Origin of the sequence: Pseudomonas sp. 24 E 13 (assembly GCF_900004715.1) — a bacterium.
GTDB classification, from domain to species: Bacteria; Pseudomonadota; Gammaproteobacteria; order Pseudomonadales; family Pseudomonadaceae; genus Aquipseudomonas; species Aquipseudomonas orientalis_A.
Genome location: NZ_CVTO01000145.1, coordinates 23,870 through 48,739, shown reverse-complemented (window position 1 = coordinate 48,739; position 24,870 = coordinate 23,870). Strand labels below are relative to the sequence as shown.

The window sequence follows — 24,870 nt, the reverse complement described above, 5'->3', positions numbered from 1 at the left end:
GCTTAGCCCAGTAATCCGATTTTTTACTGCGTTACCCAACGTTGTTAACACAGTAAAAAAGTGGTTAACAAGGGCGATTGCAATGAGTTGTATTGTCAGTGGTGTGCTGCCCTCCAAGCTAGGTAATCCATCAATTTCTTGCTTCGAGGCCAAACGTATTGCCGACATGGAGACTTCACAATTGACGGCCCCGCAACAGGGCGGAACCCGTTCATCCAGAGATGATGCGTCGTGTGCTTGGGTGACATGCCCAGAAAAACCGCCAACTCTGGGCCCAATATGTACTTACGCCTGAACCTTTCGATAGCTGTGGGTTTAACCATGAGCACTGTGCTCCGGCCCCTGCGAACCGACATACTCCATAGGATCCCTAGTCGAACCATTGCATAGGCGACTTCCTCTTTGACACCTAAAAGTGTTGCCGCTTTACCGACAGTGATCCCTGGAGAATCTGATGGCTTCTGGAGCGCACTCTGCATCCAATCAGTTAAGTCTTGAGGTCTCAAAAGCCAATGTCCTATCGCCGCCTTGCTTTCGTCCGCATCCCTAAAAGCTCTGAGCTCTCCAGATTTGATCGCCTCAATCATCTCAACGAGACCTCCACCCGTTGGCAGGTGATGCTTAGCCAGATAATTGACCGATACAAACACATCACCGTGAGGAGCCTGTATACGCTCAAGCCCCAAGCCTCTAAGCGAGTCAACATCTATTAGCCATTTTTCACCGGCCTTGGGCTTGCCGCCATAGAATTTCAGAATGCCTCCTGAGATCAATTGCCGCACTCGCTCAAGATTGATGTGCAACAGCTTGGCCGCTTGCCTCAGGTTTACTGTTTTCGCCATAAGAAGCGCGAGCTCACGGACCTGTGAGACATCAACCACTTTGGACTTACGGCCGCATGAATGCACGATTTCCCTAGCGTCAACTTCGCCGTGGTCATGCAGTCTCTGTACACAGGATTTAGGCAAGCCAGTTACACGAGCCGCCTCATCAATAAAGACCCAACGATGTTCGGTAATCGTCTTTTCGCTCAGATAACGGTTTCTCTTCGCTAATGGCGCCTCCCATTCCCGTTGAACATAAGACTCGAACTCCGCACGAACGAACGCATAGCAAGGCGCTTTGAGATCATGATGGATGTCCCTGTAAATCGGCCCAAATGCGGAAGCTAGTTTCCAATCCGTTCCAGTGGGTCTGGTCGATCTGAGATCGCTCAGCAAGTCAGTGAATGCACGCGGCCAGTTCATGAGTATTTCACCGGCCGCTTGAGCCAATTCACGCGATATTTCGAGCGATCCTGAATCGGCCAACTTCAACGGCTTCGAGCCTTCTGTTCGAACGATCCTGGCGGCGAGTCTCACCGATAAGGCATGGAGCTCCTCATAGGTCAGGGCATCCAAATCGCTGAATACGGAGTTGTATTCCTGCCTAAGCCTCGCCTCCATAGCATCTGTCATCCAAGTGCAAGCTCCCTCCTCAGCGGTAGCTGAAGTAGCTCCTGAGGAGAAGAAAAAGCCACAGGTTTTACAGCTGTTTGCCAGCATAGCGTCGCGGTTTATCTTTGCGGAACACCCCGGGCATCTATCCTCCAAGTGGACTCCATGACTGGAGCAGCTCGTGACGAGGGTTAGATCCCATGACTCTCTCCAATACGAGTGTTCAGCCAAACAACATGAGCAAAAACGCTTGCACTGTAGCGACCAGGTCTTAAGCGCCTGTGTCGTCGGTCGTCTAAGCAAAAGGGATACTGCCGGCCAGCTCACCGGCAGCGTCATAGTGCCAAACCAGTTGGCTACGTCATCATCACTGGCTTCCTGAAAAGCCTTGATCAGTTCGTTACCCACTAAGCCATTGGCTCCTGCCAATCGCTGCAAATATCCTAGTAAGCTCTCATCTCGATGAGGATGAACGTTGATTAAAAGACCGAACATTTCTGTACCGTGAGCAATGAACTACCGAGAATGTGGAGTTGAAGTGATAGGACCGGAGTTGTAGCTCCGGCCCTCTCGATCAGGACGCGATCAAGTCGAAGTTTTCAAAAGGTTCACGATTACCAATCAGTGGCTTGAAATTGAAGCTTTCACTAAACGGATTGCGCTCGGTGATGGCTTGGCTCCAGACCTCATCCCTGAAAGCTTCAGAGAGCACCTCGAGATTGATACCCTCAAGATTTCGATGCTCAACTAGCCATACAGCCCTATCCAGGATCTTGATCAGGTAGTCGATCAACCCATACGAAGCAAGATGGAAACGCTGTATGAGCTGAGTTTGCGAGAAGCTGATTGTCCTAACCGGCAACAATCCCGCGATCGATTCAAGCAACGATGCAAAGTGTGTCGAAGCTCTATCGCCATAGTAGAATCGGTTGTAGTCAACTATTGCGGAGAACCTACGACGCAGTTGCTCGTTCGCCCACAGGAGCCCCTCCGTGCGCTTCAACCCCACCAGCACAAATGTGATGCTGGTCTCGTTCATCATGCTTTTGATCCAGTCCGCAGCCTCGTGCGCATCGTTACGGCGGTAATCAACTAGGTGTTGGGCCTCGTCGAGCACCACTACCTCAACACCAAGCCTGTTCATGAGTAGGATGATTCGCTCGAATTTGACCTCTGCAGAATGACCACGGGAATCTGCGTAGGGATCGTTCAATGCTCTAAGCATCGCAGTGGCCAAGTTCTTTTTGGTTGGCGATGAGGGGATTTCAACAACCAGTACGGTTCGTTTCTGCGTAGATACATGGTCTGCAGCTTTCAGTTGCTGAACATACTCCCTGATCATCGTGCTCTTACCCACGCCGCTCGGACCTTGAATAACTAATCCCTTACTCGCCCCCGTGCGCTTGGTATCACCATGTACCTCGGCCAGGCGCGTCAAAGCTCGCATGGCCTGTGGGGTATCAATGAAGAAATGACGCAAGGAAAAGGGTAGGGTGCCTTCTTCCGCAGTTTTCATGGTCTGCCTCCTACAGAGGGTGGACGGTAAGAAACCTTGAGGGGCGCGACAGTTGGCAAGGCTTGGCTGTCAACCCAGTCCACCTCGGCAACCACTACCGGAGAGCTATTCGTGTCAACCTTGCGTCCTTCCCTGTCCAGCTTGGCACGCGCGGCCTCACGCCGGCGGCGCAACTTCTGAGAAGTTTTAGCTTCATCAATTTCTTCCCGAATTTCACGATAAGTCCGATGCAGTTCGTCAAAACTAGGCGTTTCCCTGCCGGCCTCCCTCAGCGCTTTTTGCGCAGCTTTCCACAGCTCTCGGCTCTTACCAATCATTCGCTTGTCCTTGACTGGCACCTGCAGGAAGACGCTTCTGAAACGATCATGTACCCAGACATGGCCAGCTTCGTCTCGATAGCGAACACTGACCTTTTCACCCGGCTTCAAGCGCATTCGCAACTGAGCAAGTTCACTGGAGTGATAGCCGATGGTGTCTACCTCGATTCCATAGTGATGAACCTTAACGGCGCAGCGTCGAGCGAGAATGCACTCCAGTGCATCCAGGTCTACCGGCAATCGGATCAAATGCTGCTGCTCATCATTGAGCCAGACCTGAGCAGGTGTCTTTTTGTTAAGTCCACGATGTGGAGTCTGGTGGTAACCATCCACAATCCACTTCACGACGGCAGCCTCCAGCTGCACAAGAGTGAAACAAGCGTGCTGTTCTGAATCGTAATCTCCACGTTGTTGCACATTGGAGAACGTCGTGCCTGGGAGGTTGTGAATCAATCCCAAATTTTGGGTGCTGAAAAACCTTTCAACTGTTCCTTTTTCCTCAGGAGCTCTGGAAGCGGGGTACAGAATCTCGATCCCCAAATCGTTAAAGCCAATGACTAGGTCACCCGCGTGAAACTCCGCAGCGTTGTCCGGTGCGATTCGAGTGGGCATGCCATGAGCCCGCCATTCGTTCTTCACGTTAGGAAAACGCCGTAAAAGATCTGCTTTGGGGCGAATTGCACGCTCAATGACCCGAAGAACAGATTCGGTATTTGGCGCAGCGAGATGAAGTAGGTACCCCATGACCATACGAGAAAACTTATCTACTACAACCGTCATATAAGGACGCCCAATTACCAAGCCGGTCTCTTCGTCTACAAGCAACAAGTCAAGCAGGGTATGGTCGATTTCCCAACGCTCCAGAATATGATTGATCCGGAGTACTCCGGTAGCCGCTCGGTGTTTTTTCTTCGCCGCATGCTTACCTAACTGAGCCTCGTCTACCAAGTAGGGATCAAGGTTGGCAATATACCTGCGGATAGTCATTCCACTTGGCATCGCCAGTTGGTTAGAAGGCAATCGACCAAGATTTGACTCCTTGATCCTTAGATCTAACTCACCAATAACTTTCGAAACACTGACAGCTGTCTCATTCAGATACAACTCATCGATGACCTCATCAAGGATATCTTTCAGCTCGCCAGCAATCGATGCTGTACGTCCTTTCTTAGAGTGCTTTGGTAGCAACTTTAAGACGTCTTTTCCCATATATTTCGAAGCCCACCGTCTAATAGTACTTATCGACGGAACACATGAGTCTCCGGCTCTTCTTGCTATTTCTTTCAATTTATCCAGCATGATTTCTTCACTCGGAAGTTTCGATTCCCCTTCCTCTCTCACGCCCTCAAGATATGCCCTGCGACGCAATGCCTCTTTGCTATGACGGGCCGGAAAGCAAGATAGATCAGGGGGTGCGTTTCGAACATGCGGGATTTCTCCAATAAAAGGTTGGTCTGGGCAAACTTCAATTTCCCGCTTTTCGTACCCACTATAAAACTCAGCCTCAGTTAATTTAGTAGGTTCACCCAGCTCATCGAAAAATAGCAAGCGACGATCTACCAATCTTCGTTCGAGCTTCATTTTAACGCCGCGTACTAAGACAACTAATTTTGCCCTAAGCGAAAATATCTGCATGGCGGTGCCCACCGTTAATGAAGATTTTCGATACATCGGAAATAGGTATTTCGAGATCTACACCTACAATTCCTAACCCCAAAAAAAGCCAAGCGTCCGCCTTGCCAAAAATAGCAATAAGCTCACTCAAAGTTTCAGGCTTCTGCATTTGAAGCCGCTGGTGGATTTCTTTCATACGCAAAGCCGTGAGCATAGGCCCACGACGGTGGTACATAAGTTTTTGTAAGTTTTTCGACAAAGGCTGACTGTGAATAAGCAGGTCGGTAACGATTGAAAAATTGCGGTCGGTAGCAAAAAAGTGCTGCTTAACTGCTTCCATTTTTTGCTTGACGCTGGATATCAACAAGCTCTTTTGGTACTTGACTTCGAACCACCATTCCCGACCATCCATAAGGTACACACGTACGTCGGGATAGTATTTTTTGGTTGAGCCACTGATAGAAACTAACTCGAGGCTTGGCTGTACGAGATAACTGCGGACGATGGGAGAAAGCTCCAGAAGCCTGACAAAACCGCTTTCCAGTTGTGATTCACACTGAACAGGACCTCCATTCTTCACGGAAGGAAAAGAGATCCTTATATGATTCGAACTCCTGGTAATGACCTTGCGCACTGACATTGAACACCTCCACAAATCTTTGAGACAAGCGCCTGCGCTGCACCCGAAAAATTAGACGCAGAGCGGGCTCCAGGAGGGACTTTCGACAGGCAACACTTCCCCGTCGAGGGCCCTCGCTGAAGTCGATTTTTTGGGAGAGGATTGACAAGCGCCAAAAAAAGGCAGAAATTGCGCGGGTTCGTTACGCAAGATGTACCTGGTTGTAGGCGCTGTCAGAGCCTCTAATTCTGCAGTATCTACATTTTTCGATGCCTCCTTATGAGATCGTCGAAGAAAGCAGTTATGCCTTAAACCTATTGTCCAGATAGGTTCTCAAAGCATTTGCTGTTACCGATGGCCGTTAGGAACTTGCTTCAACAAGTTAACGTAACCGGCTGATTTTTTTGGGACGCTCTTACGGCGTAAGGGCGTGCCAGATTTTACTCCTACCATTCGTCTTTCTCCACGAAAATCTTCAATATCTCCTTGACGAATTGATCCGTTATTGCTACGCGTTGCGCGTTCATTTCGATACTTGCGGTATCACTCACTCAGACGCGCTCATCTCGCTACATTCAATCAACTCCGCACACGCCTATATCTAGGCAGTCGTCCGCTTCCGCCCCCATAAGTTAGTAACCAGTGACCGGGAGAGCAGGATAGAAACCGAATTTTCGAGGAAATAAAAAAGGCCAATTCAATGAATTGGCCTTTTTGCATTTGAGTCCGTCGATCATGTATTTGTGAAAATGATCAACTATTGTGTGAACCTACACCTGATCAGAAATCCAGGTTGGACACGGCCAGCGCATTGCTTTCGATGAAGTCACGACGAGGCTCGACCGCATCACCCATCAGGGTGTTGAAGATCTGGTCGGCGCCAATGGCGTCTTCGATGGTCACGCGCAGCATTCGACGCTGAGCCGGGTCCATGGTGGTTTCCCACAGCTGATCCGGGTTCATTTCGCCCAGGCCTTTGTAGCGCTGGATGGTGTGACGCTTGGTGCTTTCAGCCATCAACCAGTCCAGGGCTTCCTTGAACTCCTTGACCTGCTTCTTGCGTTCACCACGCTGAATGTAAGCGCCGTCGTCCAACAGGGTGCTCAGTTGCGCGCCGAGGGTGACGACTGTCTTATAGTCATTGCTGCCGAAGAAGTCGCGGTTGAAGGTGACGTAGTTCGACAAACCGTGGGAGATCAATTCGATCTCCGGCAGCCATACGTTACGTTCACGGTCTTCGCGCAGGCTGGCTTTATACACCAGGCCAGACTTCTCCACCGTGCGCAGACGCACTTCGTACTGGGCCAGCCAATCCTGCATGTGTGCATGATCGCCCAACTGTTCCAGGGTGATGGCCGGCAGGTAGATGAAGTGCTCGGTCAGCTCCTGAGGGTACAGGCGCGACAAGCGCTTGAGCGTCTTCATCACCATGCGGAAGTCATTGACCAGGCGCTCCAGCGCCTCCCCGGAGATACCTGGAGCTTCGTCGTTCAAGTGCAGGCTCGCATCTTCCAGGGCCGACTGCGTCATGTACTCTTCCATGGCGTCGTCGTCTTTGATGTATTGCTCTTGCTTGCCCTTTTTCACTTTGTACAACGGCGGCTGGGCAATGTAGATGTAGCCGCGCTCGATCAGCTCAGGCAACTGACGGAAGAAGAAGGTCAGCAGCAGGGTACGGATGTGCGAACCGTCGACGTCGGCATCGGTCATGATGATGATGTTGTGGTAGCGCAGCTTGTCGATGTTGTACTCGTCACGGCCGATGCCGCAGCCCAGAGCGGTGATCAAGGTGCCGACTTCCTGGGAGGAAATCATCTTGTCGAAGCGCGCTTTCTCGACGTTGAGGATCTTGCCCTTCAACGGCAGGATGGCCTGGGTGCGACGGTTACGACCCTGCTTGGCGGAACCGCCAGCAGAGTCACCTTCCACCAGGTACAGTTCGGAGAGGGCAGGGTCCTTCTCCTGACAGTCAGCCAACTTGCCCGGCAGACCGGCGATGTCCAGCGCGCCTTTGCGACGGGTCATTTCACGGGCTTTACGCGCCGCTTCACGAGCACGTGCGGCGTCGATCATCTTGCCGACAACCAGCTTGGCTTCGTTCGGGTTCTCCAGCAGGAAGTCGGAGAAGTACTTGCCCATCTCCTGTTCCACAGCGGTCTTCACTTCGGAAGACACCAGCTTGTCTTTGGTCTGGGAGCTGAACTTCGGATCCGGCACTTTTACCGAGATGATCGCCGTCAGGCCTTCACGGGCATCATCACCGGTGGTGGCGACTTTGTGCTTCTTCGCCAAGCCTTCCGCTTCGATGTAGGTATTGAGGTTACGCGTGAGCGCGGAACGGAAACCCACCAGGTGCGTACCGCCATCGCGCTGCGGAATGTTGTTGGTGAAGCACAACAGGTTCTCGTTGAAGCTGTCGTTCCACTGCAGGGCGATTTCAACGCCGATGCCGTCTTCACGCTGGATGTTGAAGTGGAACACCTGGTTGACCGCAGTCTTGTTGGTGTTCAGGTATTCAACGAACGCACGCAGGCCGCCTTCGTACTTGAACAACTCTTCCTTGGCGCTGCGCTCATCCTTGAGGATGATGCCGACACCGGAGTTGAGGAACGACAGTTCACGAATCCGCTTGGCCAGGATGTCCCAGCTGAAGTGGATGTTCTTGAAGGTTTCAGCCGAAGGCTTGAAGTGGATCTGGGTGCCTGTGGTTTCACTGTCGCCGACGATTTTCATCGGTTCCTGTGGCACACCGTGGACGTAAGTCTGTTCCCAGATCTTGCCGCTGCGGCGTACGGTGAGCACCAGCTCTTCGGACAGCGCGTTCACTACCGACACACCTACACCGTGCAAGCCACCGGATACTTTGTAGGAGTTGTCGTCGAACTTACCGCCGGCGTGGAGCACGGTCATGATGACCTCTGCCGCCGAGACGCCTTCTTCTTTATGCACATCTACCGGAATACCGCGGCCGTTGTCGCGCACGGTAATGGATTCGTCCGGGTGGATGATGATGCTGATGTCGTCGCAGTGACCGGCCAGAGCTTCGTCGATGGAGTTATCGACCACCTCGAACACCATGTGGTGCAGACCGCTACCATCATCGGTGTCGCCAATGTACATACCGGGACGTTTGCGTACGGCATCCAAACCTTTCAGCACTTTAATGCTGGTCGAGTCGTACGTGTTTTCTTCGCTCATGCCTTCACTCCCGATGGTCGTGGGTCTGGGTGATACGGCCTTGTTCCACGTGGAACAAAGCGACTGGCGTTTCCGTCTGCCAGCCTTCCCTCAATAATTCGTGGTCTACACAGGTGATAAACACTTGGCAGCGTAAGTCTTCCAATAAGCGGCATAACGCGCGGCGGTGTTGCTCGTCGAGTTCGGACGGCAAGTCATCCACCAGATAAATACACTGACCGCGTCGGGCCTGGCTGACCAGGTGCCCCTGCGCGATACGCAATGCACACACCACCAACTTTTGCTGGCCGCGGGACAGAATATCCGCAGCATTGTGAGCGCCTAATCTAAGACGCAAATCAGCACGTTGGGGTCCGGCCTGGGTGTGGCCAATCTGCTGGTCACGCTGCAGGGAGGTCGCAAGCACTGCAATCAGCTCGCGTTCCTTGTCCCAACCACGGTAATAACTCAGCGTCAGCCCCTCGAGGTCCAACAGCTCGCTCAAGGTCTGCTCAAAGACTGGTTTCAAGGCTTTGATATAGGCACGGCGGTATTCATCTATTTCGTCGCTGGCCAGGCACAGCTCCCGGTCCCAGGCCGCTTGTGAAGCGGCGTCAAGTGTACCATGCCGCAGCCATGAGTTCCGCTGCCGCAGGGCCTTCTGCAAGCGCTGCCACGTGGCCATGAAACGGGGTTCCACGTGGAACACTCCCCAATCGAGGAATTGCCGACGAATTTTTGGTGCACCTTCCAACAAGCGGAAACTGTCGGGGTTGATCAACTGCAACGGCAGGATTTCCGCCAACTGCGCTGCGCTGCGCGCATTTTGCCCATCGATGCGAATCTGAAACTCCCCGCTGCGATCACGGGATATCCCCAGAGCGCTCTGCCCACCTTCAGCCAATTCAACTTGGCCAAATACCGTGCACGCCAACTGCTCGTACTGGATCACCGGTAACAGGCGAGCGCTGCGGAAGGAACGGGCGAGCCCCAGCAGGTGGATGGCTTCCAGCACGCTGGTTTTGCCACTGCCATTGGCGCCATGAAGAATGTTAATGCGAGGGGAAGGGGAGAAGGTCACCGGGTGCAGATTGCGCACCGCGGTGACCGAGACACGACTGAGGGACATCTAGCTTCTGCTGAGCATGATTACAGACGCATCGGCATAACAACATAAGCCGAGTCGTCGTTATCGGATTCTTGTACCAGTGCGCTGCTATTGGAGTCCGACAGAATCAGGCGAACCTGTTCAGTGGTCATCACCCCCAGCACGTCCAGCAGATAGCTCACGTTAAAGCCGATCTCCAGGTTGCCGCCGTTGTAGTCGACGCCGACTTCTTCTTCCGCCTCTTCCTGTTCCGGGTTGTTCGCCTGGATCTTCAGCTGACCATTGGCCAGTTGCAGACGAATACCCCGATACTTCTCGTTAGACAGAATGGCGGTACGGCTGAACGCTTCACGCAAGGCCTGGCGATCGCCAAGTACCAGCTTGTCGCCACCTTTAGGCAACACGCGCTCGTAGTCGGGGAACTTGCCGTCGACCAGCTTGGAGGTGAAGGTGAATTCGCCGGTGGTCGCGCGGATGTGGTGCTGACCCAGAACGATGCTGACGTTGCCATCCGGCTCAGTCAGCAAACGCGCCAATTCGAGGATACCTTTACGCGGCACGATGACCTGGTGACGATCCGGCTGGCCGATATCGGCGCGCATCGAACACATCGCCAGGCGGTGACCATCAGTGGCGACCGCGCGAATGATCCCTTCGGACACTTCCAGCAGCATGCCATTAAGGTAGTAGCGCACGTCCTGCTGGGCCATGGCGAAGCTGGTGCGCTCGATCAAGCGACGCAGCTTGCTCTGCTCCAGGCTGCAGGTCAGCGAACCTGGGCCTTCTTCCACCGTCGGGAAATCGTTGGCCGGCAAGGTGGAGAGGGTGAAACGGCTGCGCCCGGCTTTGACCACCAGTTTCGATTCATCAACCTTGATGTCGATCAGCGCGTCGTTCGGCAGGCTCTTGCAGATATCCATCAGCTTGCGTGCCGGCACGGTGATCTCGCCAGGTTCGGCGGGCTCTTCGAGCTGCACGCGGCCAACCAGTTCGACTTCCAGGTCAGTACCGGTCAGGGACAACTGCTGGCCTTCGACCACCAGTAATACGTTGGAAAGCACCGGCAAGGTCTGTCGGCGCTCGACGACGCCTGCGACCAGTTGCAGGGGTTTCAACAGGGCTTCGCGTTGAATGGTGAAATGCATGGTCTAGTCCCTTGCCTTAATAAGCTGCGCTGGTGTCATCAGGTAGTCAGTGTACGCAGCAGGTTCTTGTAGTCCTCGCGAATATCCGCGTCGGATTCCTTAAGTTCGTTGATCTTGCGGCACGCGTGCAAAACCGTGGTGTGGTCGCGACCACCAAATACATCACCGATTTCCGGCAGGCTGTGGTTGGTCAACTCTTTGGAGAGGGCCATGGCCACCTGGCGCGGGCGTGCGACCGAGCGCGAACGGCGCTTGGACAGCAGGTCGGAAATCTTGATCTTGTAGTACTCGGCAACGGTGCGCTGGATGTTATCCACACTCACCAGTTTGTCCTGCAGCGCCAGCAAGTCTTTCAGGGATTCGCGAATCAGCTCGATGGTGATGTCGCGCCCCATGAAGTGGGAGTGCGCGATGACCCGCTTGAGCGCACCTTCGAGTTCACGCACGTTTGACCGAATACGTTGGGCAATAAAGAACGCGGCATCGTGGGGCAGGTCGACTTTGGCCTGGTCGGCCTTTTTCATCAGGATCGCGACGCGAGTTTCCAGCTCGGGCGGCTCTACGGCAACCGTCAAACCCCAGCCGAAGCGCGACTTCAAGCGCTCCTCAAGGCCTTCGATTTCTTTCGGATAACGGTCACTGGTGAGGATCACCTGCTGTCCGCCTTCGAGCAGGGCGTTGAACGTGTGGAAAAACTCTTCCTGGGAACGTTCCTTGCGCGCGAAGAACTGAATGTCATCGATCAGTAACGCATCAACGGAGCGGTAAAAGCGCTTGAACTCGTTGATGGCGTTGAGTTGCAGGGCCTTGACCATGTCAGCCACGAAGCGCTCCGAATGCAGGTAGACCACCTTGGCATTCGGGTTCTTCTTTAACAGATGGTTACCCACAGCGTGCATCAAGTGCGTTTTACCCAAGCCGACGCCGCCATAAAGGAAGAGCGGGTTGTAACCGTGCTTGGGGTTGTCGGCCACTTGCCAGGCGGCCGCACGAGCCAACTGGTTGGACTTGCCCTCGACGAAATTCTCGAAGGTAAACGTGCGGTTCAGGTAGCTGGTGTGCTTGAGCGCGCCCTCCACCTGCACGGTGCGCTGTTCGGCACGAACGGGAGCTTGTTGAGAACTGGCTCCGGCCATGGGATCGAAGCTGTCACGGGACGGCTCTTCGTTCTGCGGTGCATTTTTAGGCGCAGATGATTTGGCGGGCGTCGGTGCAGGCGCTGCAGCAACCGGTGCAGCCTGGGACTGCGAGGCAGCCGCAGCCAATGGTGCATTCGGGGCAGCGCGAGGGGCGGAGCTGCGTTTGCTGCCTATTAATAAGGAAAGCACGGGGGCGATGCCGTTGCCATGTTCGTCGAGCAATTCGAGAACGCGGCTCAGGTACTTCTCGTTGACCCAGTCGAGAACAAAACGATTGGGCGCGTAGACACGCAACTCGTCGCCTTCGGCTTCGACCTGTAGCGGACGGATCCAGGTGTTGAATTGCTGGGCAGGCAGCTCATCGCGCAAAAGCTCCACGCACTGCTGCCAAAGTTCCACTGACACGGATATCCCCTAAGTTGAAAGCCGGTGAGGCAAAAACAGGCGCCATTGTAGCGGCCAGCCGTCCACTTATCCACATGAAGGTTGCTCACAGGGCACCCAAAATCAACGCCTTAACGGGAATAAAGGCGACCGCCGGTCTGTGAATAAGCTCTGTGGATAACCGTACCTGAGCTCGTTGCACAAGTAGGGGCAAAAGTCTGTGGGTAACTGGCCTGTGGATAACAACCCATTCCACCCACAGCTTATCCGACAGCGCAGCACAGGCAGAGCACCGTTTCTCCCCTGTGTTGTCATCCTCTGTACACCACGTTGAATATGGCCTGAACGTAGTTATCCACAGAAGAACGCCTCTCTAGCTTTTATAAGCTTTACAGAAAAGCTTTAAATAACTTCCTTCTTTATTTTTATATCTATGTCACTCCTCGTGGAAGCCAGGCGGATGGAAAGGGGGAGGTGGCCTCCAGATATCTAATTGAAGGAAAAGCTGGTTGGAAATTGACCTAGAGGCTTGCTTTCTCTAGAATCGCCGGTCTCTTAAAACGGGGGCCATTCCGGCCCGTTGTGGACGAACCAGGTAACAACGCCATGAAACGTACTTTCCAACCAAGCACCATCAAACGCGCCCGTACTCACGGCTTCCGTGCTCGCATGGCTACCAAGAACGGCCGTGCTGTCCTGTCGCGTCGCCGCGCCAAAGGTCGTGCGCGTCTGGCAGTTTGATAATCCGGTACTGGTGGTGAGTCAGGACTTCAGTCGGGAAAAGCGTCTGCTAACCCCCCGGCACTTCAAGGCAGTCTTTGACTCCCCCACCGGCAAGGTTCCGGGGAAAAATCTCCTGCTCCTTGCGCGTAACAACGATCTTGATCACCCCCGTCTCGGGTTGGTGATCGGCAAGAAGAGCGTAAAGCTCTCCGTTGAGCGCAATCGCCTCAAGCGTCTGATGCGCGAATCGTTTCGCCTCCACCAGGACACTCTGGTTGGGTGGGATATTGTTATCGTCGCGCGCAAAGGCTTGGGGGATGTAGAAAACCCCGAATTGATTCAGCATTTCGGCAAGCTCTGGAAACGTCTGGCGCGTACCCACAAACCAGCACCAGCAGTCAGCACCGAAACTGTAGGGGTAGACAGCCTTGATGCGTAAACTGGCAATCGTTCCGATCCAGTTTTATCGCTATGCCATTAGTCCTCTGATGGCCAGCCACTGTCGTTTCTACCCCAGTTGTTCCTGCTACGCGTTAGAAGCCATAGAAAACCATGGTCTTCTGCGCGGTGGCTGGCTGACCTTTCGTCGTTTAGGTCGCTGTCATCCGTGGAATGCCGGTGGTTATGACCCGGTTCCACCTATCCCTACCTCCCGTTCTTCTTCGATGGCCGAGTAATCATGGATATTAAACGCACGATCCTGATCGTCGCCCTGGCAATCGTGTCCTACGTCATGGTCCTGAAATGGAACCAGGACTACGGCCAGGCTGCCCTGCCGACTCAGAATGTTGCTACCAATCAGGCTGCGCCGGCTATTCCGGACACCCCGCTGGGTAACAATGCGTCCGCGAGTGCCGATGTTCCCAGCGCGAATGGCGAGACAAGTGCCCCGTTGGAAACGCCAGTTGTCACCAACAAAGACCTCATCCACGTTAAAACGGATGTGCTCGACCTGGCGATCGACCCCCAGGGTGGCGATATTGCCCAGCTGAAGCTGCCGCTTTATCCACGTCGCCAAGACCATCCGGATGTTCCGTTCCAGCTGTTCGATAACGGCGGTGAACGTACTTATCTGGCGCAAAGTGGCCTGACCGGCACCAATGGTCCGGACGCTCGTGCTACCGGTCGTCCGATTTATTCGACCGAGCAGAAGAGTTATCAACTGGCTGATGGCCAGAACCAGTTGAACGTCGACCTGAAATTCAGCCTCGACGGCGTCAATTACATCAAGCGTTTCAGCTTCACCCGTGGTTTGTACGATTTGAAGGTCACTTACCTGATCGACAACACCAGCGACAAGGCCTGGAGCGGCAACCTGTTTGCCCAGCTCAAGCGTGATGCCAGCTCTGACCCTTCTTCCAGCACCGCCACCGGCACCGCGACTTACCTGGGCGCCGCCCTGTGGACAAGTAACGAGCCGTACAAAAAAGTGTCGATGAAAGACATCGACAAGGGCGCGCTGAAAGAAACCGTTCAAGGTGGCTGGGTAGCGTGGCTGCAGCACTACTTCGTGACCGCGTGGATCCCGAACAAGGGTGAAGCGAACCTGGTGCAAACCCGCAAGGACAGCCAGGGCAACTACATCATTGGTTTTACTGGCCCGGCGTTGACCGTCGCACCAGGTGCCAAGGCTGAAACCAGCGCCACCCTGTATGCCGGCCCGAAAAGCCAGGCGGTACTGAAAGAGTTGTCCCCAGGCCTGGAACTGACTGTGGATTACGGCTTCCTGTGGTTCATTGCCCAGCCGATCTTCTGGCTGCTGCAACATATCCACAGCATCGTCGGTAACTGGGGCTGGTCGATCATCTTCCTGACCATGCTGATCAAGGGGATCTTCTTCCCGCTGTCGGCCGCCAGCTACAAGTCGATGGCGCGCATGCGTGCCGTGGCGCCGAAACTGGCTGCGCTGAAAGAGCAACATGGTGACGACAGGCAGAAAATGTCGCAGGCCATGATGGAGCTGTACAAGAAAGAGAAGATCAACCCGCTGGGTGGATGCTTGCCGATTCTGGTACAGATGCCGGTATTCCTGTCGCTGTACTGGGTACTCCTGGAAAGCGTGGAAATGCGCCAGGCACCGTTCATGCTGTGGATAACCGACCTGTCGATCAAGGACCCGTTCTTTATCCTGCCGATCATCATGGGCGCAACCATGTTTATCCAGCAGCGTCTGAACCCGACTCCGCCGGACCCGATGCAGGCCAAGGTAATGAAAATGATGCCAATCATCTTCACCTTCTTCTTCCTGTGGTTCCCAGCGGGCCTGGTACTGTACTGGGTAGTCAACAACGTGTTGTCGATCTCCCAACAGTGGTACATCACACGTAAAATCGAAGCGGCTACCAAAAAAGCCGAGGCGTAATTTACTCTGTGGATAACCACTCAAGACGCCCCCTAGTGGGGCGTTTTGCTTTCCGACACTTTAATTCTGGAACCTGCTGATGAGCGCTCCCCGTGAAACCATCGCTGCTGTCGCAACCGCTCAAGGTCGCGGCGGCGTCGGTATCGTTCGAATTTCCGGGCCGCTCGCCAGCGCGGCCGCCAAGGCGATCAGCGGACGGGAGTTGAAGCCGCGGTTCGCCCATTACGGTCCGTTTCTGGATGGCGACGCAAGTGTGCTGGACGAAGGCCTGGCGCTCTACTTCCCGGGGCCAAACTCCTTCACGGGTGAAGATGTACTGGAACTGCAGGGCCATGGTGGTCCGGTTGTCCTGGACATGTTGCTGCAGCGTTGTCTGCAATTGGGCTGCCGCCTGGCCCGTCCGGGTGAGTTCAGCGAGCGCGCATTCCTCAACGACAAACTCGACCTGGCTCAGGCCGAGGCGATCGCCGACCTGATCGAAGCCAGTTCTGCACAGGCTGCACGCAACGCATTGCGTTCGTTGCAGGGGGCGTTTTCCCTGCGTGTGCATAACTTGACCGAGCAGCTGATCAGCCTGCGTATCTATGTCGAGGCGGCCATTGATTTTCCTGAGGAGGAAATTGATTTCCTCGCCGATGGCCACGTTCTGGCAATGCTGGACAAGGTCCGTGATGAGTTATCCACAGTGTTGCGCGAAGCCGGGCAGGGTGCATTGCTGCGTGACGGCATGACCGTGGTGATTGCGGGGCGACCCAATGCCGGCAAGTCCAGCCTGCTCAATGCATTGGCGGGACGCGAAGCAGCCATCGTTACCGAAATTGCCGGTACCACTCGCGACATCCTGCGCGAACATATCCACATTGATGGCATGCCGTTGCACGTGGTCGATACGGCAGGGTTGCGCGACACCGACGACCAGGTGGAGAAGATTGGCGTGGAACGCGCGCTCAAAGCCATTGGCGAAGCCGACCGTGTGTTGTTGGTGGTGGACGCCACCGCCCCTGAGGCGGTGGATCCTTTTGCGTTGTGGCCGGAATTCCTCGAGCAACGGCCAGACCCAGCCAAAGTGACCCTGATCCGGAACAAGGCCGACCTGACGGGTGAAACCATCGCGATGCAAACCAGCGACGATGGCCATGTGACTATCAGCCTGAGTGCCAAATCCGCGGGTGAGGGCCTGGAGTTGCTACGTGACCATCTCAAGGCCTGCATGGGCTACGAGCAGACCTCGGAAAGCAGCTTCAGTGCACGCCGCAGGCATCTGGAGGCGCTTCGCCATGCCAGTGCGGCGTTGGAGCACGGGCGAGCACAGCTGACCCTGGCGGGCGCCGGAGAGCTGCTGGCTGAGGATTTGCGTCAGGCGCAGCAGCTGCTAGGTGAGATTACCGGCGCATTCAGCTCCGATGACTTGCTTGGCCGAATCTTTTCCAGTTTCTGTATCGGCAAATAGCCAGGTCTTTACCAGTTATAGGACACCGTACCCAACAGGGTGCGGCTGTCACCCCAATAGCAGCGCCCCGCATCGTTGCAACCGGATACATACTCCTTGTCGAACAGGTTCTTGGCGTTCAGGTCCACTGACCAGTGCGGGTCGATCTGATACCCCACCACGGCATCCACCAACGTGACACTGCCTGCATCCAGCTTCCCGTAGAGCGTCGGCGCCGTGTAGGAAAAAGTGCTGTCGAAATAACGCACACCTCCCCCCACGGACAGGCCCTTGAGCTGACCCTCCAGGAAACGATATTTGCTCCATACCGAAGCCTGATTGCGAGGAACGCCGGTCATTTGGCGCCCTTCGACCAGGGAGGTGGCGGAATCCTTGGTAATCCGCGCGTCAGTGTAGGTATAAGCCGCCGTTACGTTCAGGTTGGGCGTAAGGTTGCTGTTGATTTCAACTTCGGCGCCTTTGGCGCGGCTCTCACCCACCTGACGATAGCTGTTGGTGGTGGCATCCAGGTAGGTGTCGTCCTGTTTGCGCAAGTCGTACACCGACAGCGTCATCGCCGTGTCCCAGCCGATCGGCTCGTACTTCACACCCGCTTCATATTGGCTGCTGGTGATGGGTTTCAATGGGGCGCCGGCATTGGAAATCTGCTGGACCGGAACGAATGCCGTGGAATAGCTGACATACGGCGTGAGGCCGTTGTCGAACTGGTACATCACGCCACCTTGGTAGGTGAACTTGCGGTCTTGACTGCCGGTGCTGCTGGCCTTGTTGACCTTGTCGCGGAAATCGCTGTCGACCCAGTCCTGCCGCCCCCCGAGCAGGAACAGCCAGTGGTCATACTTGCTCTGGATCTGAGCGTATGCGCCCTTCATCTGTTGCTCGAGCAAGGTGTTTTGCACCGCGATCGGCGTGAGCGGTTCGCGCAGGTACACCGGGTTATACACATTGATGGTACCGGCGAAACCGGCGTCCCAATCCTGGTTGAACGAGGTGCGGTCGTAACTGGCGCCAAACAACACGGTGTTTTCCAGTGCGCCGATATCGAATTTGCCCTCGAGCTGATTATCCAGGGAATAAACCATGGATTTGTTGTAGCGATCGTAGGCGGTCATGTTCAGCTGAGTACCGAAGCCCCGATTATTCAGTGCGCTCGGCCAGGTTTCATGGCGGTTGATGCGTGACTGCATGTACCGGGAATTCTGACGGAACTGCCAGTCGTCGTTGAAGCTGTGGCTGAACTCGTAACCGGTGCTCCAGGCTTCGCGCTCAAAGGTATTCCAATCCGGGTCGCCGAGCATGGTGTGCTTGGACAGTTTACCGTTGGGATTAGTAAGCAAAGTGCCTGCAGCCGGCAGGCCGAGTTCCAGGTTGGTGTGGTCCTTCTGGTAGTTGGCCAGGAGGGTCAGGGTGTTGTAGTCGTCGAAATTCAGGGTCAGGGAAGGGGCGATGTAAACACGATCATCCGGTACATGGTCGGTCTGCGTGTCGGATTTGCGGCCCAGCATTACCAGGCGGCCGAGAACATTGTCGCTGTCATTGAGCGGACCGGAGATATCCACACCCAGTTGGCGTCGGTTGTTTGAGCCATACCCCAATTGCACCTCGCCGCGCGGGTTGGCGGTCGGATGTTTGCTCACCAGGTTGACCAAGCCGCCCGGTGCGTTCTCACCGTAGAGCAGCGAAGAAGGACCGCGAAACACTTCGACCCGCTCCAGGCCATACGGCTCGCTGGTGGTGTCGTACCGATTACCTTGCACACGTAGTCCGTCTCTCAACAGGCCGTAACCGTAGTCCGTGGCGTTGAAGCCTCGAATGAAAAAGAGATCGCCCGCCAGCCCGTCGCCCGCAGCAAAAGGCGGCGCGAAGATGCCGGGTACGTAACCCAGCACTTCGGTCAGTGTCTGCGATTTCTGATCCTTGATACGTTGGCCGGTCACCACCGATACCGAACGGGGTGTCTGCGACAGAGGCGTACTGGTTTTGGTGCCGACCCGGCTGTTCTGCGCCTTGTAGCCCACATCCCCTGCTATGTCCTGATTAAAGCCATCCGGTTGATAAGCACTGACGGTGGTGGGTGCGAGCGTGAGCTGGCCCGTAGGGACTGTTTGCAATCCATAGCTGCCGGGGGCCTGGGCGACGGCTTGCAACCCGGAATTCTGCAGCAGCAGGGCGAAACCTTGATCCACCGAATAATCACCATTGAGTCCGGAAGTGGTCAGCCGTGAAGTCTGTTGTGGCGAGAAGGACAGGATCACATTGGCCCGGGCGGCAAACTGGCTTAACGCACTGTCCAGGGGGCCGGCTGCGATGACGTAGTGCTGGGTGGTGCTGGCGGCCATAACCCCTGTGGATAAGAACGTACCGCCGGTGCTGGCAAGCAGCAGGCCGTAGGTGATGGCATGGCAGGAAAGTCGCTGACGGAGCGGGATGGAAAGGCGCATAGATGGGTAAACCCTGAAGGTAGCGTCGTGATTACCTGAAGGGCCGTGCGTGATAAAAAAAAGATAACCCCCCTGAGGATTATTTTTTATCAACCGATCCGGTTAACCGACACCCAGTAGCGCGTGAAGTACTTCACCCGGATCGGCAGGGTCGCTTGCAGGTTGGCCAGTACCGCGTCGGTTGAGTCCAGGCGGAACGCGCCGGAAACGCGCAGTTGAGCCGAAGCCGGATCACAGTTCAGCACGCCCGGCCGATAGCGCGCCAACTCATCGATGACATCGCCGAGTCTGGCATCGAGCACGATCAATTGACCGTCCGCCCAGGCGGCTTGCGCCACGCCATATCGCTGGGGGAGGCTAATCGTGTGTCGATCAAAATCAGCGCTTTGCCCAGCTCCGAGGGTCTTGTTGTGGTCGGGTTGATCGCCCGGCGACAAATTGACCCGATCTTCCAGCACACCGACCCGGGTGAAATCCGGCAATTGGCGAACAGTAAACCGAGTGCCCAGTGCCTGAACCCGCCCGTGGCGAGTCTCCACATACAAGGGCGTGTTGGCGCCACGTTTGCCACTGTGGATAAGTACTTCACCTTCACGCAGGCGAATCAAGCGTTGGCGCGAGTCGAACATCACATCAATGGCTGTGCTGGTGTTGAGATCAACCTGAGTGCCGTCGGCCAGTTCGATCCTTCGATGTTTACCCACAGGCGTGCGGTAGTCGGCCCATACGTTACCCACGGACGTGTGTTGTTGAACGTTCCAACCCAAATACCCGCTGCCGCCCAGTACCAGCATCCACTTGAGCACCTGGCGGCGTTCTTGCTTGCTGGTCAACGCGCGGCGTGTGAAGTCCTGGGGCAGGGCGCCAAGGCTGCGCTGCAACTGCTCCAACTGGTTCCACGCAGCCTGATGGGAAGGGTCGCCATTGAGCCATTGTTGCCAGGCCAGCCGATCAGCCGGCGTCGGCGATTGCGCCTGGAACTGCACATACCAACTGGCGGCCGTCTCGAATGTCTTGCGATCAGGGGCGGGCATCAGAGGCTGGCCATGATCAGTGAACATTCGGTCAGGGCACGGACCATATGTTTCTTCACAGTGGTCAATGACACCCGCAGTTGATCGGCGATCTGTTGATAAGTCAGCCCCTCGATCTGCGACAGCATGAAGATCCGTCGAGCACGTTCGCCCAAGCTGCACAGTGCCTTATCCACAGCCACTAGGGTTTCGATAATGATTGCCTTGTCTTCTTCACTGATGGCGGTGGCTTCAGGACGCTCGGCCAGGGTTTGCTTATAAGCCTGCTCAATGGCGTGCCGGCGATAGCGATCAATCACCAGGCCCCTTGCAATGGTCGCCAGATAATCCCGTGGCTCAAGGATCTGCACGGCGTCGCGTCCACCCAGGATACGCACGAACGTATCGTGGGCCACGTCGGCTGCATCGCAGGCGTTATGCAATTTGCCTTTGAGCCACCCGTGTAACCACGAATGGTGTTGCTCATAGATGCGCTGCACAGCTGCCGTGTGTGAAGGAGGGGACATAGGCGCGACGAGGTAGGTTAATGATAATCGCTATTATTAACTGCCCTCGTGTGTTCCCACAATAGCCGTCTTGACCGCGAATCCGCGTTGAATCCCTATGCTGGTCGACATTGAATCAGCCGTTTCTGTGGATTAAGCCCTGTGAATAACCGCCCTTGTGCCCGGTTGATAACCACGCTTGAAACCTGAGTAAAAATCCGCCTGTGGATAACCACCTGTTTAATCCACAGGCTTAAAGCACTTATCCAAGCCCCTCATTGGCACATGACCACAGACTTTTGAATCCCTGTACACGACGTAGATAAAGGCCTGTAGAAATCTATCCACAGAAAAGATGCTCAGTAGAAATAAACATAAAAACAAAGATTTAATAAATTTCTCTCTTTTAATTTCTATTGTCCGTGATCCATCCACAGCTGGTTAAATTTTGTGCAAAGGGTTCTTTAGGCAGGGCGAAGTCCCTATACTTGCCGCCATAAGCTGCAAAACTCTTTCAACCAACAATTCCTGATTACCTACATAAGCAGGCACGAGGTGCGTGGTGGATTTCCCTTCCCGTTTTGAAGTGATCGTCATCGGCGGCGGTCATGCCGGTACCGAGGCAGCACTGGCGTCAGCACGCATGGGCGTAAAAACCCTGTTGCTGACGCACAACGTGGAAACCCTCGGCGCCATGAGTTGCAACCCTGCCATTGGTGGCATCGGCAAAAGCCATCTGGTCAAGGAAATCGATGCCCTTGGCGGCGTAATGGCCATGGCCACCGACAAAGGTGGTATTCAATTTCGCGTGCTCAACAGCCGCAAAGGCCCGGCCGTACGTGCCACTCGTGCACAAGCCGACCGTATTTTGTACAAGGCCGCGGTACGTGAAACCCTGGAAAACCAGCCGAACCTGTGGATATTTCAACAGGCCGCAGACGACCTGATCGTCGAGCAGGACCAGGTACGCGGGGTTGTCACGCAAATGGGCCTGCGCTTCTTCGCAGAATCCGTGGTGTTGACCACCGGGACCTTCCTTGGCGGACTTATCCACATCGGCATGCAGAACTATTCCGGTGGTCGCGCCGGTGATCCGCCGTCGATTGCCCTGGCACACCGTCTGCGTGAATTGCCGCTGCGCGTGGGCCGTTTGAAAACCGGGACTCCGCCGCGTATCGACGGACGTTCTGTGGATTTTTCGGTGATGACCGAACAGGCCGGCGATACGCCGATCCCGGTCATGTCTTTCATGGGTTCCAAGGAGCAGCACCCCAAACAGGTCAGCTGCTGGATTACCCATACCAATGCGCGTACCCACGAAATCATTGCCGCGAACCTCGACCGTTCGCCGATGTATTCCGGGGTGATCGAAGGCATCGGCCCGCGTTACTGCCCGTCGATTGAAGACAAGATCCATCGCTTTGCCGACAAGGAAAGCCACCAGGTGTTTATCGAGCCCGAAGGCTTGACGACTCACGAGCTGTACCCGAACGGGATTTCCACTTCCCTGCCGTTCGACGTGCAAATCCAGATCGTGCAGTCGATTCGCGGCATGGAAAACGCCCACATCGTTCGCCCTGGCTACGCCATCGAGTACGACTATTTCGATCCGCGTGACCTGAAATACAGCCTGGAAACCAAGGTGATCGGCGGCTTGTTCTTCGCCGGGCAAATCAATGGCACCACCGGTTACGAAGAAGCCGGCGCCCAGGGTTTGCTGGCCGGTACCAACGCTGCACTGCGAGCACAGGGCAAAGACAGCTGGTGCCCGCGTCGCGATGAAGCGTATATCGGCGTGTTGGTCGACGACCTGATTACCCTGGGCACCCAGGAACCGTACCGGATGTTCACGTCCAGGGCCGAATATCGCCTGATCCTGCGCGAAGACAACGCCGATCTGCGCTTGACCGAAAAAGGTCGCGAGCTGGGTTTGGTCGATGACGCGCGCTGGGCGGCCTTCTGCAAAAAACGCGAGAGCATTACCCTCGAAGAGCAGCGCCTGAAGAGCACCTGGGTTCGCCCGGGCACTGAACAGGGCGATGCGATCGCCGAAAAATTCGGCACGCCGCTGACGCACGAATACAACTTGCTCAACCTGCTATCGCGTCCGGAGATCGATTACGCCGGCCTGGTCGAAGTGACCGGCGGCGGCGCAGAAGATCCACAGGTCGCCGAACAGGTGGAAATCAAGACCAAATACGCCGGTTACATTGATCGCCAGCAGGACGAGATCGCTCGCCTGCGCGCCAGTGAAAACACCAAGCTGCCTGTGGATATCGACTACACCGGCATTTCCGGGCTGTCGAAGGAAATTCAAAGCAAGCTGGGGATAACTCGGCCGGAAACCCTCGGCCAGGCTTCACGTATCCCCGGCGTTACCCCGGCAGCAATTTCGCTGTTGATGATTCATTTGAAAAAACGCGGCGCGGGCCGTCAGTTGGAGCAAAGCGCTTGAGTTCGTTGGTCACCTCGCAACACGCCGAAGAGTTATCCACAGGTGCGCGCCAGTTGGGCGTCGACCTGACCGAAGCCCAGCACGCCTTGCTGATGGGCTACCTGGCCCTGTTGATCAAATGGAACAAGGCTTACAACCTGACCGCCGTGCGTGATCCGGACGAAATGGTCTCGCGCCATCTGCTCGACAGCTTGAGCGTGATGCCGTTTATCGAAAACGGTCGCTGGCTGGACGTCGGCAGCGGCGGCGGCATGCCTGGCATTCCGCTGGCCATCCTGTTTCCCGAGTCGCAAGTGACCTGCCTGGACAGCAACGGCAAGAAGACCCGCTTCCTGACCCAGGTCAAACTCGAACTGAAGCTGGATAACCTGCAGGTTATCCACAGCCGCGTCGAAGCCTTTACGCCTGAACAGCCCTTCAAAGGAATTGTTTCCCGGGCGTTCAGCAGCATGGAGAACTTCAGCAACTGGACTCGCCACCTGGGCGACCACGGCACCCGCTGGCTGGCAATGAAGGGCGTCCATCCAAGCGACGAGCTGTTAGCATTGCCGGCGGACTTCCACCTCGATAGCGAACACGCCTTGGCCGTACCCGGTTGCCAAGGCCAACGCCATCTGCTGATACTGCGCCGCACGGCATGATTGGGAACACAAGCAAGAATGGCTAAGGTATTCGCGATAGCGAACCAGAAAGGTGGCGTGGGTAAGACCACCACCTGCATCAACCTCGCAGCATCCCTGGTCGCGACCAAGCGCCGGGTGCTGTTGATCGATCTCGATCCACAGGGCAACGCCACCATGGGTAGCGGTGTGGATAAACACGGCCTGGAAAACTCGGTCTACGACTTGCTGATTGGCGAGTGCGACCTGGGTCAGGCCATGCACTACTCCGAGCACGGCGGTTATCAACTGCTGCCGGCCAACCGCGACCTGACGGCGGCGGAAGTGGTGCTGCTGGAAATGCAGATGAAGGAAAGCCGTCTGCGCAGCGCCCTGGCGCCCATCCGCGAGAATTACGACTACATCCTGATCGACTGCCCGCCGTCGCTGTCGATGCTCACGCTCAACGCCCTGGTGGCCGCCGACGGGGTGATTATCCCCATGCAGTGCGAGTACTTTGCGCTCGAAGGCTTGAGCGACCTTGTGGATAACATCAAGCGTATCGCCGAATTGCTCAACCCGAACCTGAAAGTCGAAGGCCTGCTGCGGACCATGTACGACCCGCGCCTGAGCCTGATGAACGATGTGTCGGCGCAGCTCAAGGAGCATTTCGGCGACCAGCTCTACGACACGGTGATTCCACGCAACATCCGCCTGGCCGAAGCGCCAAGCTATGGCATGCCGGCGCTGGCCTACGACAAATCATCCCGTGGCGCCATTGCCTACCTGGCGCTGGCCGGTGAGATGGTGCGTCGCCAACGTCGCAATTCACGCACCGCTGCAGCCCAGCCAACTTAAGGAATCCC

Annotated in this window: 19 protein-coding genes and 1 pseudogene; 8 read left to right on the top strand and 12 right to left on the bottom strand. The window is 55.6% G+C overall.

Annotated features, from left to right (window positions below):
• Window positions 1-95 precede the first annotated feature (95 nt).
• The 9 genes and pseudogenes from BFP90_RS20140 to dnaA form a co-directional block, all read right to left on the bottom strand.
• Window positions 96-1,457 (bottom strand): hypothetical protein, encoded by a 1,362-nt coding sequence (locus BFP90_RS20140; RefSeq protein WP_250605562.1) that lies wholly within the window; start codon window positions 1,455-1,457, stop codon window positions 96-98.
• Between the two features lie 144 nt (window positions 1,458-1,601).
• A pseudogene (locus BFP90_RS29665) lies at window positions 1,602-1,931 on the bottom strand (TniQ family protein); the annotation flags it as partial.
• Window positions 1,932-2,010: 79 nt separating this feature from the next.
• The gene (locus BFP90_RS20135) at window positions 2,011-2,952 is read right to left on the bottom strand and encodes a TniB family NTP-binding protein (RefSeq protein ID WP_065897812.1); all 942 of its coding nucleotides are present in this window, start codon (window positions 2,950-2,952) and stop codon (window positions 2,011-2,013) included.
• Entirely contained in the window at window positions 2,949-4,850 is a 1,902-nt protein-coding gene (locus BFP90_RS20130; RefSeq protein WP_256097488.1) for a DDE-type integrase/transposase/recombinase, read from the bottom strand. The genes BFP90_RS20135 and BFP90_RS20130 overlap by 4 nt, the downstream gene beginning before the upstream one ends.
• Window positions 4,851-4,884: 34 nt before the next feature.
• Window positions 4,885-5,523, bottom strand: a complete 639-nt coding sequence (locus BFP90_RS20125) for a TnsA endonuclease N-terminal domain-containing protein (RefSeq protein WP_065897810.1) — start codon at window positions 5,521-5,523, stop codon at window positions 4,885-4,887.
• Between the two features lie 759 nt (window positions 5,524-6,282).
• A complete protein-coding gene (gene gyrB, locus BFP90_RS20120) occupies window positions 6,283-8,700 on the bottom strand; it encodes a DNA topoisomerase (ATP-hydrolyzing) subunit B (RefSeq protein WP_065894369.1) in 2,418 nt (805 codons plus the stop codon).
• Window positions 8,701-8,704: 4 nt separating this feature from the next.
• The gene (gene recF / locus BFP90_RS20115; protein ID WP_065897809.1) at window positions 8,705-9,808 is read right to left on the bottom strand and encodes a DNA replication/repair protein RecF; all 1,104 of its coding nucleotides are present in this window, start codon (window positions 9,806-9,808) and stop codon (window positions 8,705-8,707) included.
• Window positions 9,809-9,828: 20 nt separating this feature from the next.
• A complete protein-coding gene (gene dnaN, locus BFP90_RS20110) occupies window positions 9,829-10,932 on the bottom strand; it encodes a DNA polymerase III subunit beta (protein WP_065886702.1) in 1,104 nt (367 codons plus the stop codon).
• A gap of 38 nt (window positions 10,933-10,970) precedes the next feature.
• Window positions 10,971-12,476, bottom strand: coding sequence for a chromosomal replication initiator protein DnaA (gene dnaA / locus BFP90_RS20105; RefSeq protein WP_065886701.1), 1,506 nt, complete (start codon window positions 12,474-12,476; stop codon window positions 10,971-10,973).
• A gap of 585 nt (window positions 12,477-13,061) precedes the next feature.
• On the opposite strand from dnaA, the gene rpmH reads away from it, so the two are divergent.
• The 5 genes from rpmH to mnmE all read left to right on the top strand — a co-directional run bounded on the left by rpmH (window position 13,062) and on the right by mnmE (window position 16,990).
• The gene (gene rpmH / locus BFP90_RS27660) at window positions 13,062-13,196 is read left to right on the top strand and encodes a 50S ribosomal protein L34 (protein WP_003213577.1); all 135 of its coding nucleotides are present in this window, start codon (window positions 13,062-13,064) and stop codon (window positions 13,194-13,196) included.
• A gap of 13 nt (window positions 13,197-13,209) precedes the next feature.
• A complete protein-coding gene (gene rnpA / locus BFP90_RS27655) occupies window positions 13,210-13,617 on the top strand; it encodes a ribonuclease P protein component (RefSeq protein WP_020302575.1) in 408 nt (135 codons plus the stop codon).
• Window positions 13,610-13,855 (top strand): membrane protein insertion efficiency factor YidD, encoded by a 246-nt coding sequence (gene yidD, locus BFP90_RS27650; RefSeq protein ID WP_003233592.1) that lies wholly within the window; start codon window positions 13,610-13,612, stop codon window positions 13,853-13,855. Before rnpA ends, yidD begins: the two co-directional genes overlap by 8 nt.
• 2 nt (window positions 13,856-13,857) lie before the next feature.
• A complete protein-coding gene (yidC, locus tag BFP90_RS20095; protein WP_065894368.1) occupies window positions 13,858-15,540 on the top strand; it encodes a membrane protein insertase YidC in 1,683 nt (560 codons plus the stop codon).
• A 79-nt stretch (window positions 15,541-15,619) separates the two neighbouring features.
• Window positions 15,620-16,990 carry a tRNA uridine-5-carboxymethylaminomethyl(34) synthesis GTPase MnmE gene (gene mnmE / locus BFP90_RS20090; RefSeq protein ID WP_065897808.1) on the top strand — a complete coding sequence of 457 codons (1,371 nt, stop codon included), beginning with the start codon at window positions 15,620-15,622 and terminating at the stop codon, window positions 16,988-16,990.
• 8 nt (window positions 16,991-16,998) lie between these two features.
• Here the strand turns inward: mnmE and BFP90_RS20085 are convergent, their stop codons facing one another.
• The 3 genes from BFP90_RS20085 to BFP90_RS20075 form a co-directional block, all read right to left on the bottom strand.
• The gene (locus BFP90_RS20085) at window positions 16,999-19,431 is read right to left on the bottom strand and encodes a TonB-dependent siderophore receptor (protein ID WP_065897807.1); all 2,433 of its coding nucleotides are present in this window, start codon (window positions 19,429-19,431) and stop codon (window positions 16,999-17,001) included.
• Window positions 19,432-19,520: 89 nt separating this feature from the next.
• The gene (locus BFP90_RS20080) at window positions 19,521-20,465 is read right to left on the bottom strand and encodes a FecR domain-containing protein (protein WP_065897806.1); all 945 of its coding nucleotides are present in this window, start codon (window positions 20,463-20,465) and stop codon (window positions 19,521-19,523) included.
• Window positions 20,465-20,971 carry a sigma-70 family RNA polymerase sigma factor gene (locus BFP90_RS20075; RefSeq protein WP_065886696.1) on the bottom strand — a complete coding sequence of 169 codons (507 nt, stop codon included), beginning with the start codon at window positions 20,969-20,971 and terminating at the stop codon, window positions 20,465-20,467. Before BFP90_RS20075 ends, BFP90_RS20080 begins: the two co-directional genes overlap by 1 nt.
• A gap of 541 nt (window positions 20,972-21,512) precedes the next feature.
• Here BFP90_RS20075 and mnmG point away from each other — a divergent pair.
• The 3 genes from mnmG to BFP90_RS20060 are packed head-to-tail and all read left to right on the top strand — an operon-like array spanning window position 21,513 to window position 24,862.
• Window positions 21,513-23,405, top strand: coding sequence for a tRNA uridine-5-carboxymethylaminomethyl(34) synthesis enzyme MnmG (gene mnmG / locus BFP90_RS20070; RefSeq protein WP_065897870.1), 1,893 nt, complete (start codon window positions 21,513-21,515; stop codon window positions 23,403-23,405).
• Window positions 23,402-24,046: a 16S rRNA (guanine(527)-N(7))-methyltransferase RsmG gene (rsmG, locus tag BFP90_RS20065; RefSeq protein WP_065897805.1), complete on the top strand. Its 645-nt coding sequence runs from the start codon at window positions 23,402-23,404 to the stop codon at window positions 24,044-24,046. The genes mnmG and rsmG overlap by 4 nt, the downstream gene beginning before the upstream one ends.
• Before the next feature lie 18 nt (window positions 24,047-24,064).
• On the top strand, window positions 24,065-24,862 hold the full coding sequence (locus BFP90_RS20060) for a ParA family protein (protein ID WP_057725767.1): 798 nt from the start codon (window positions 24,065-24,067) through the stop codon (window positions 24,860-24,862).
• Window positions 24,863-24,870 lie beyond the last annotated feature (8 nt).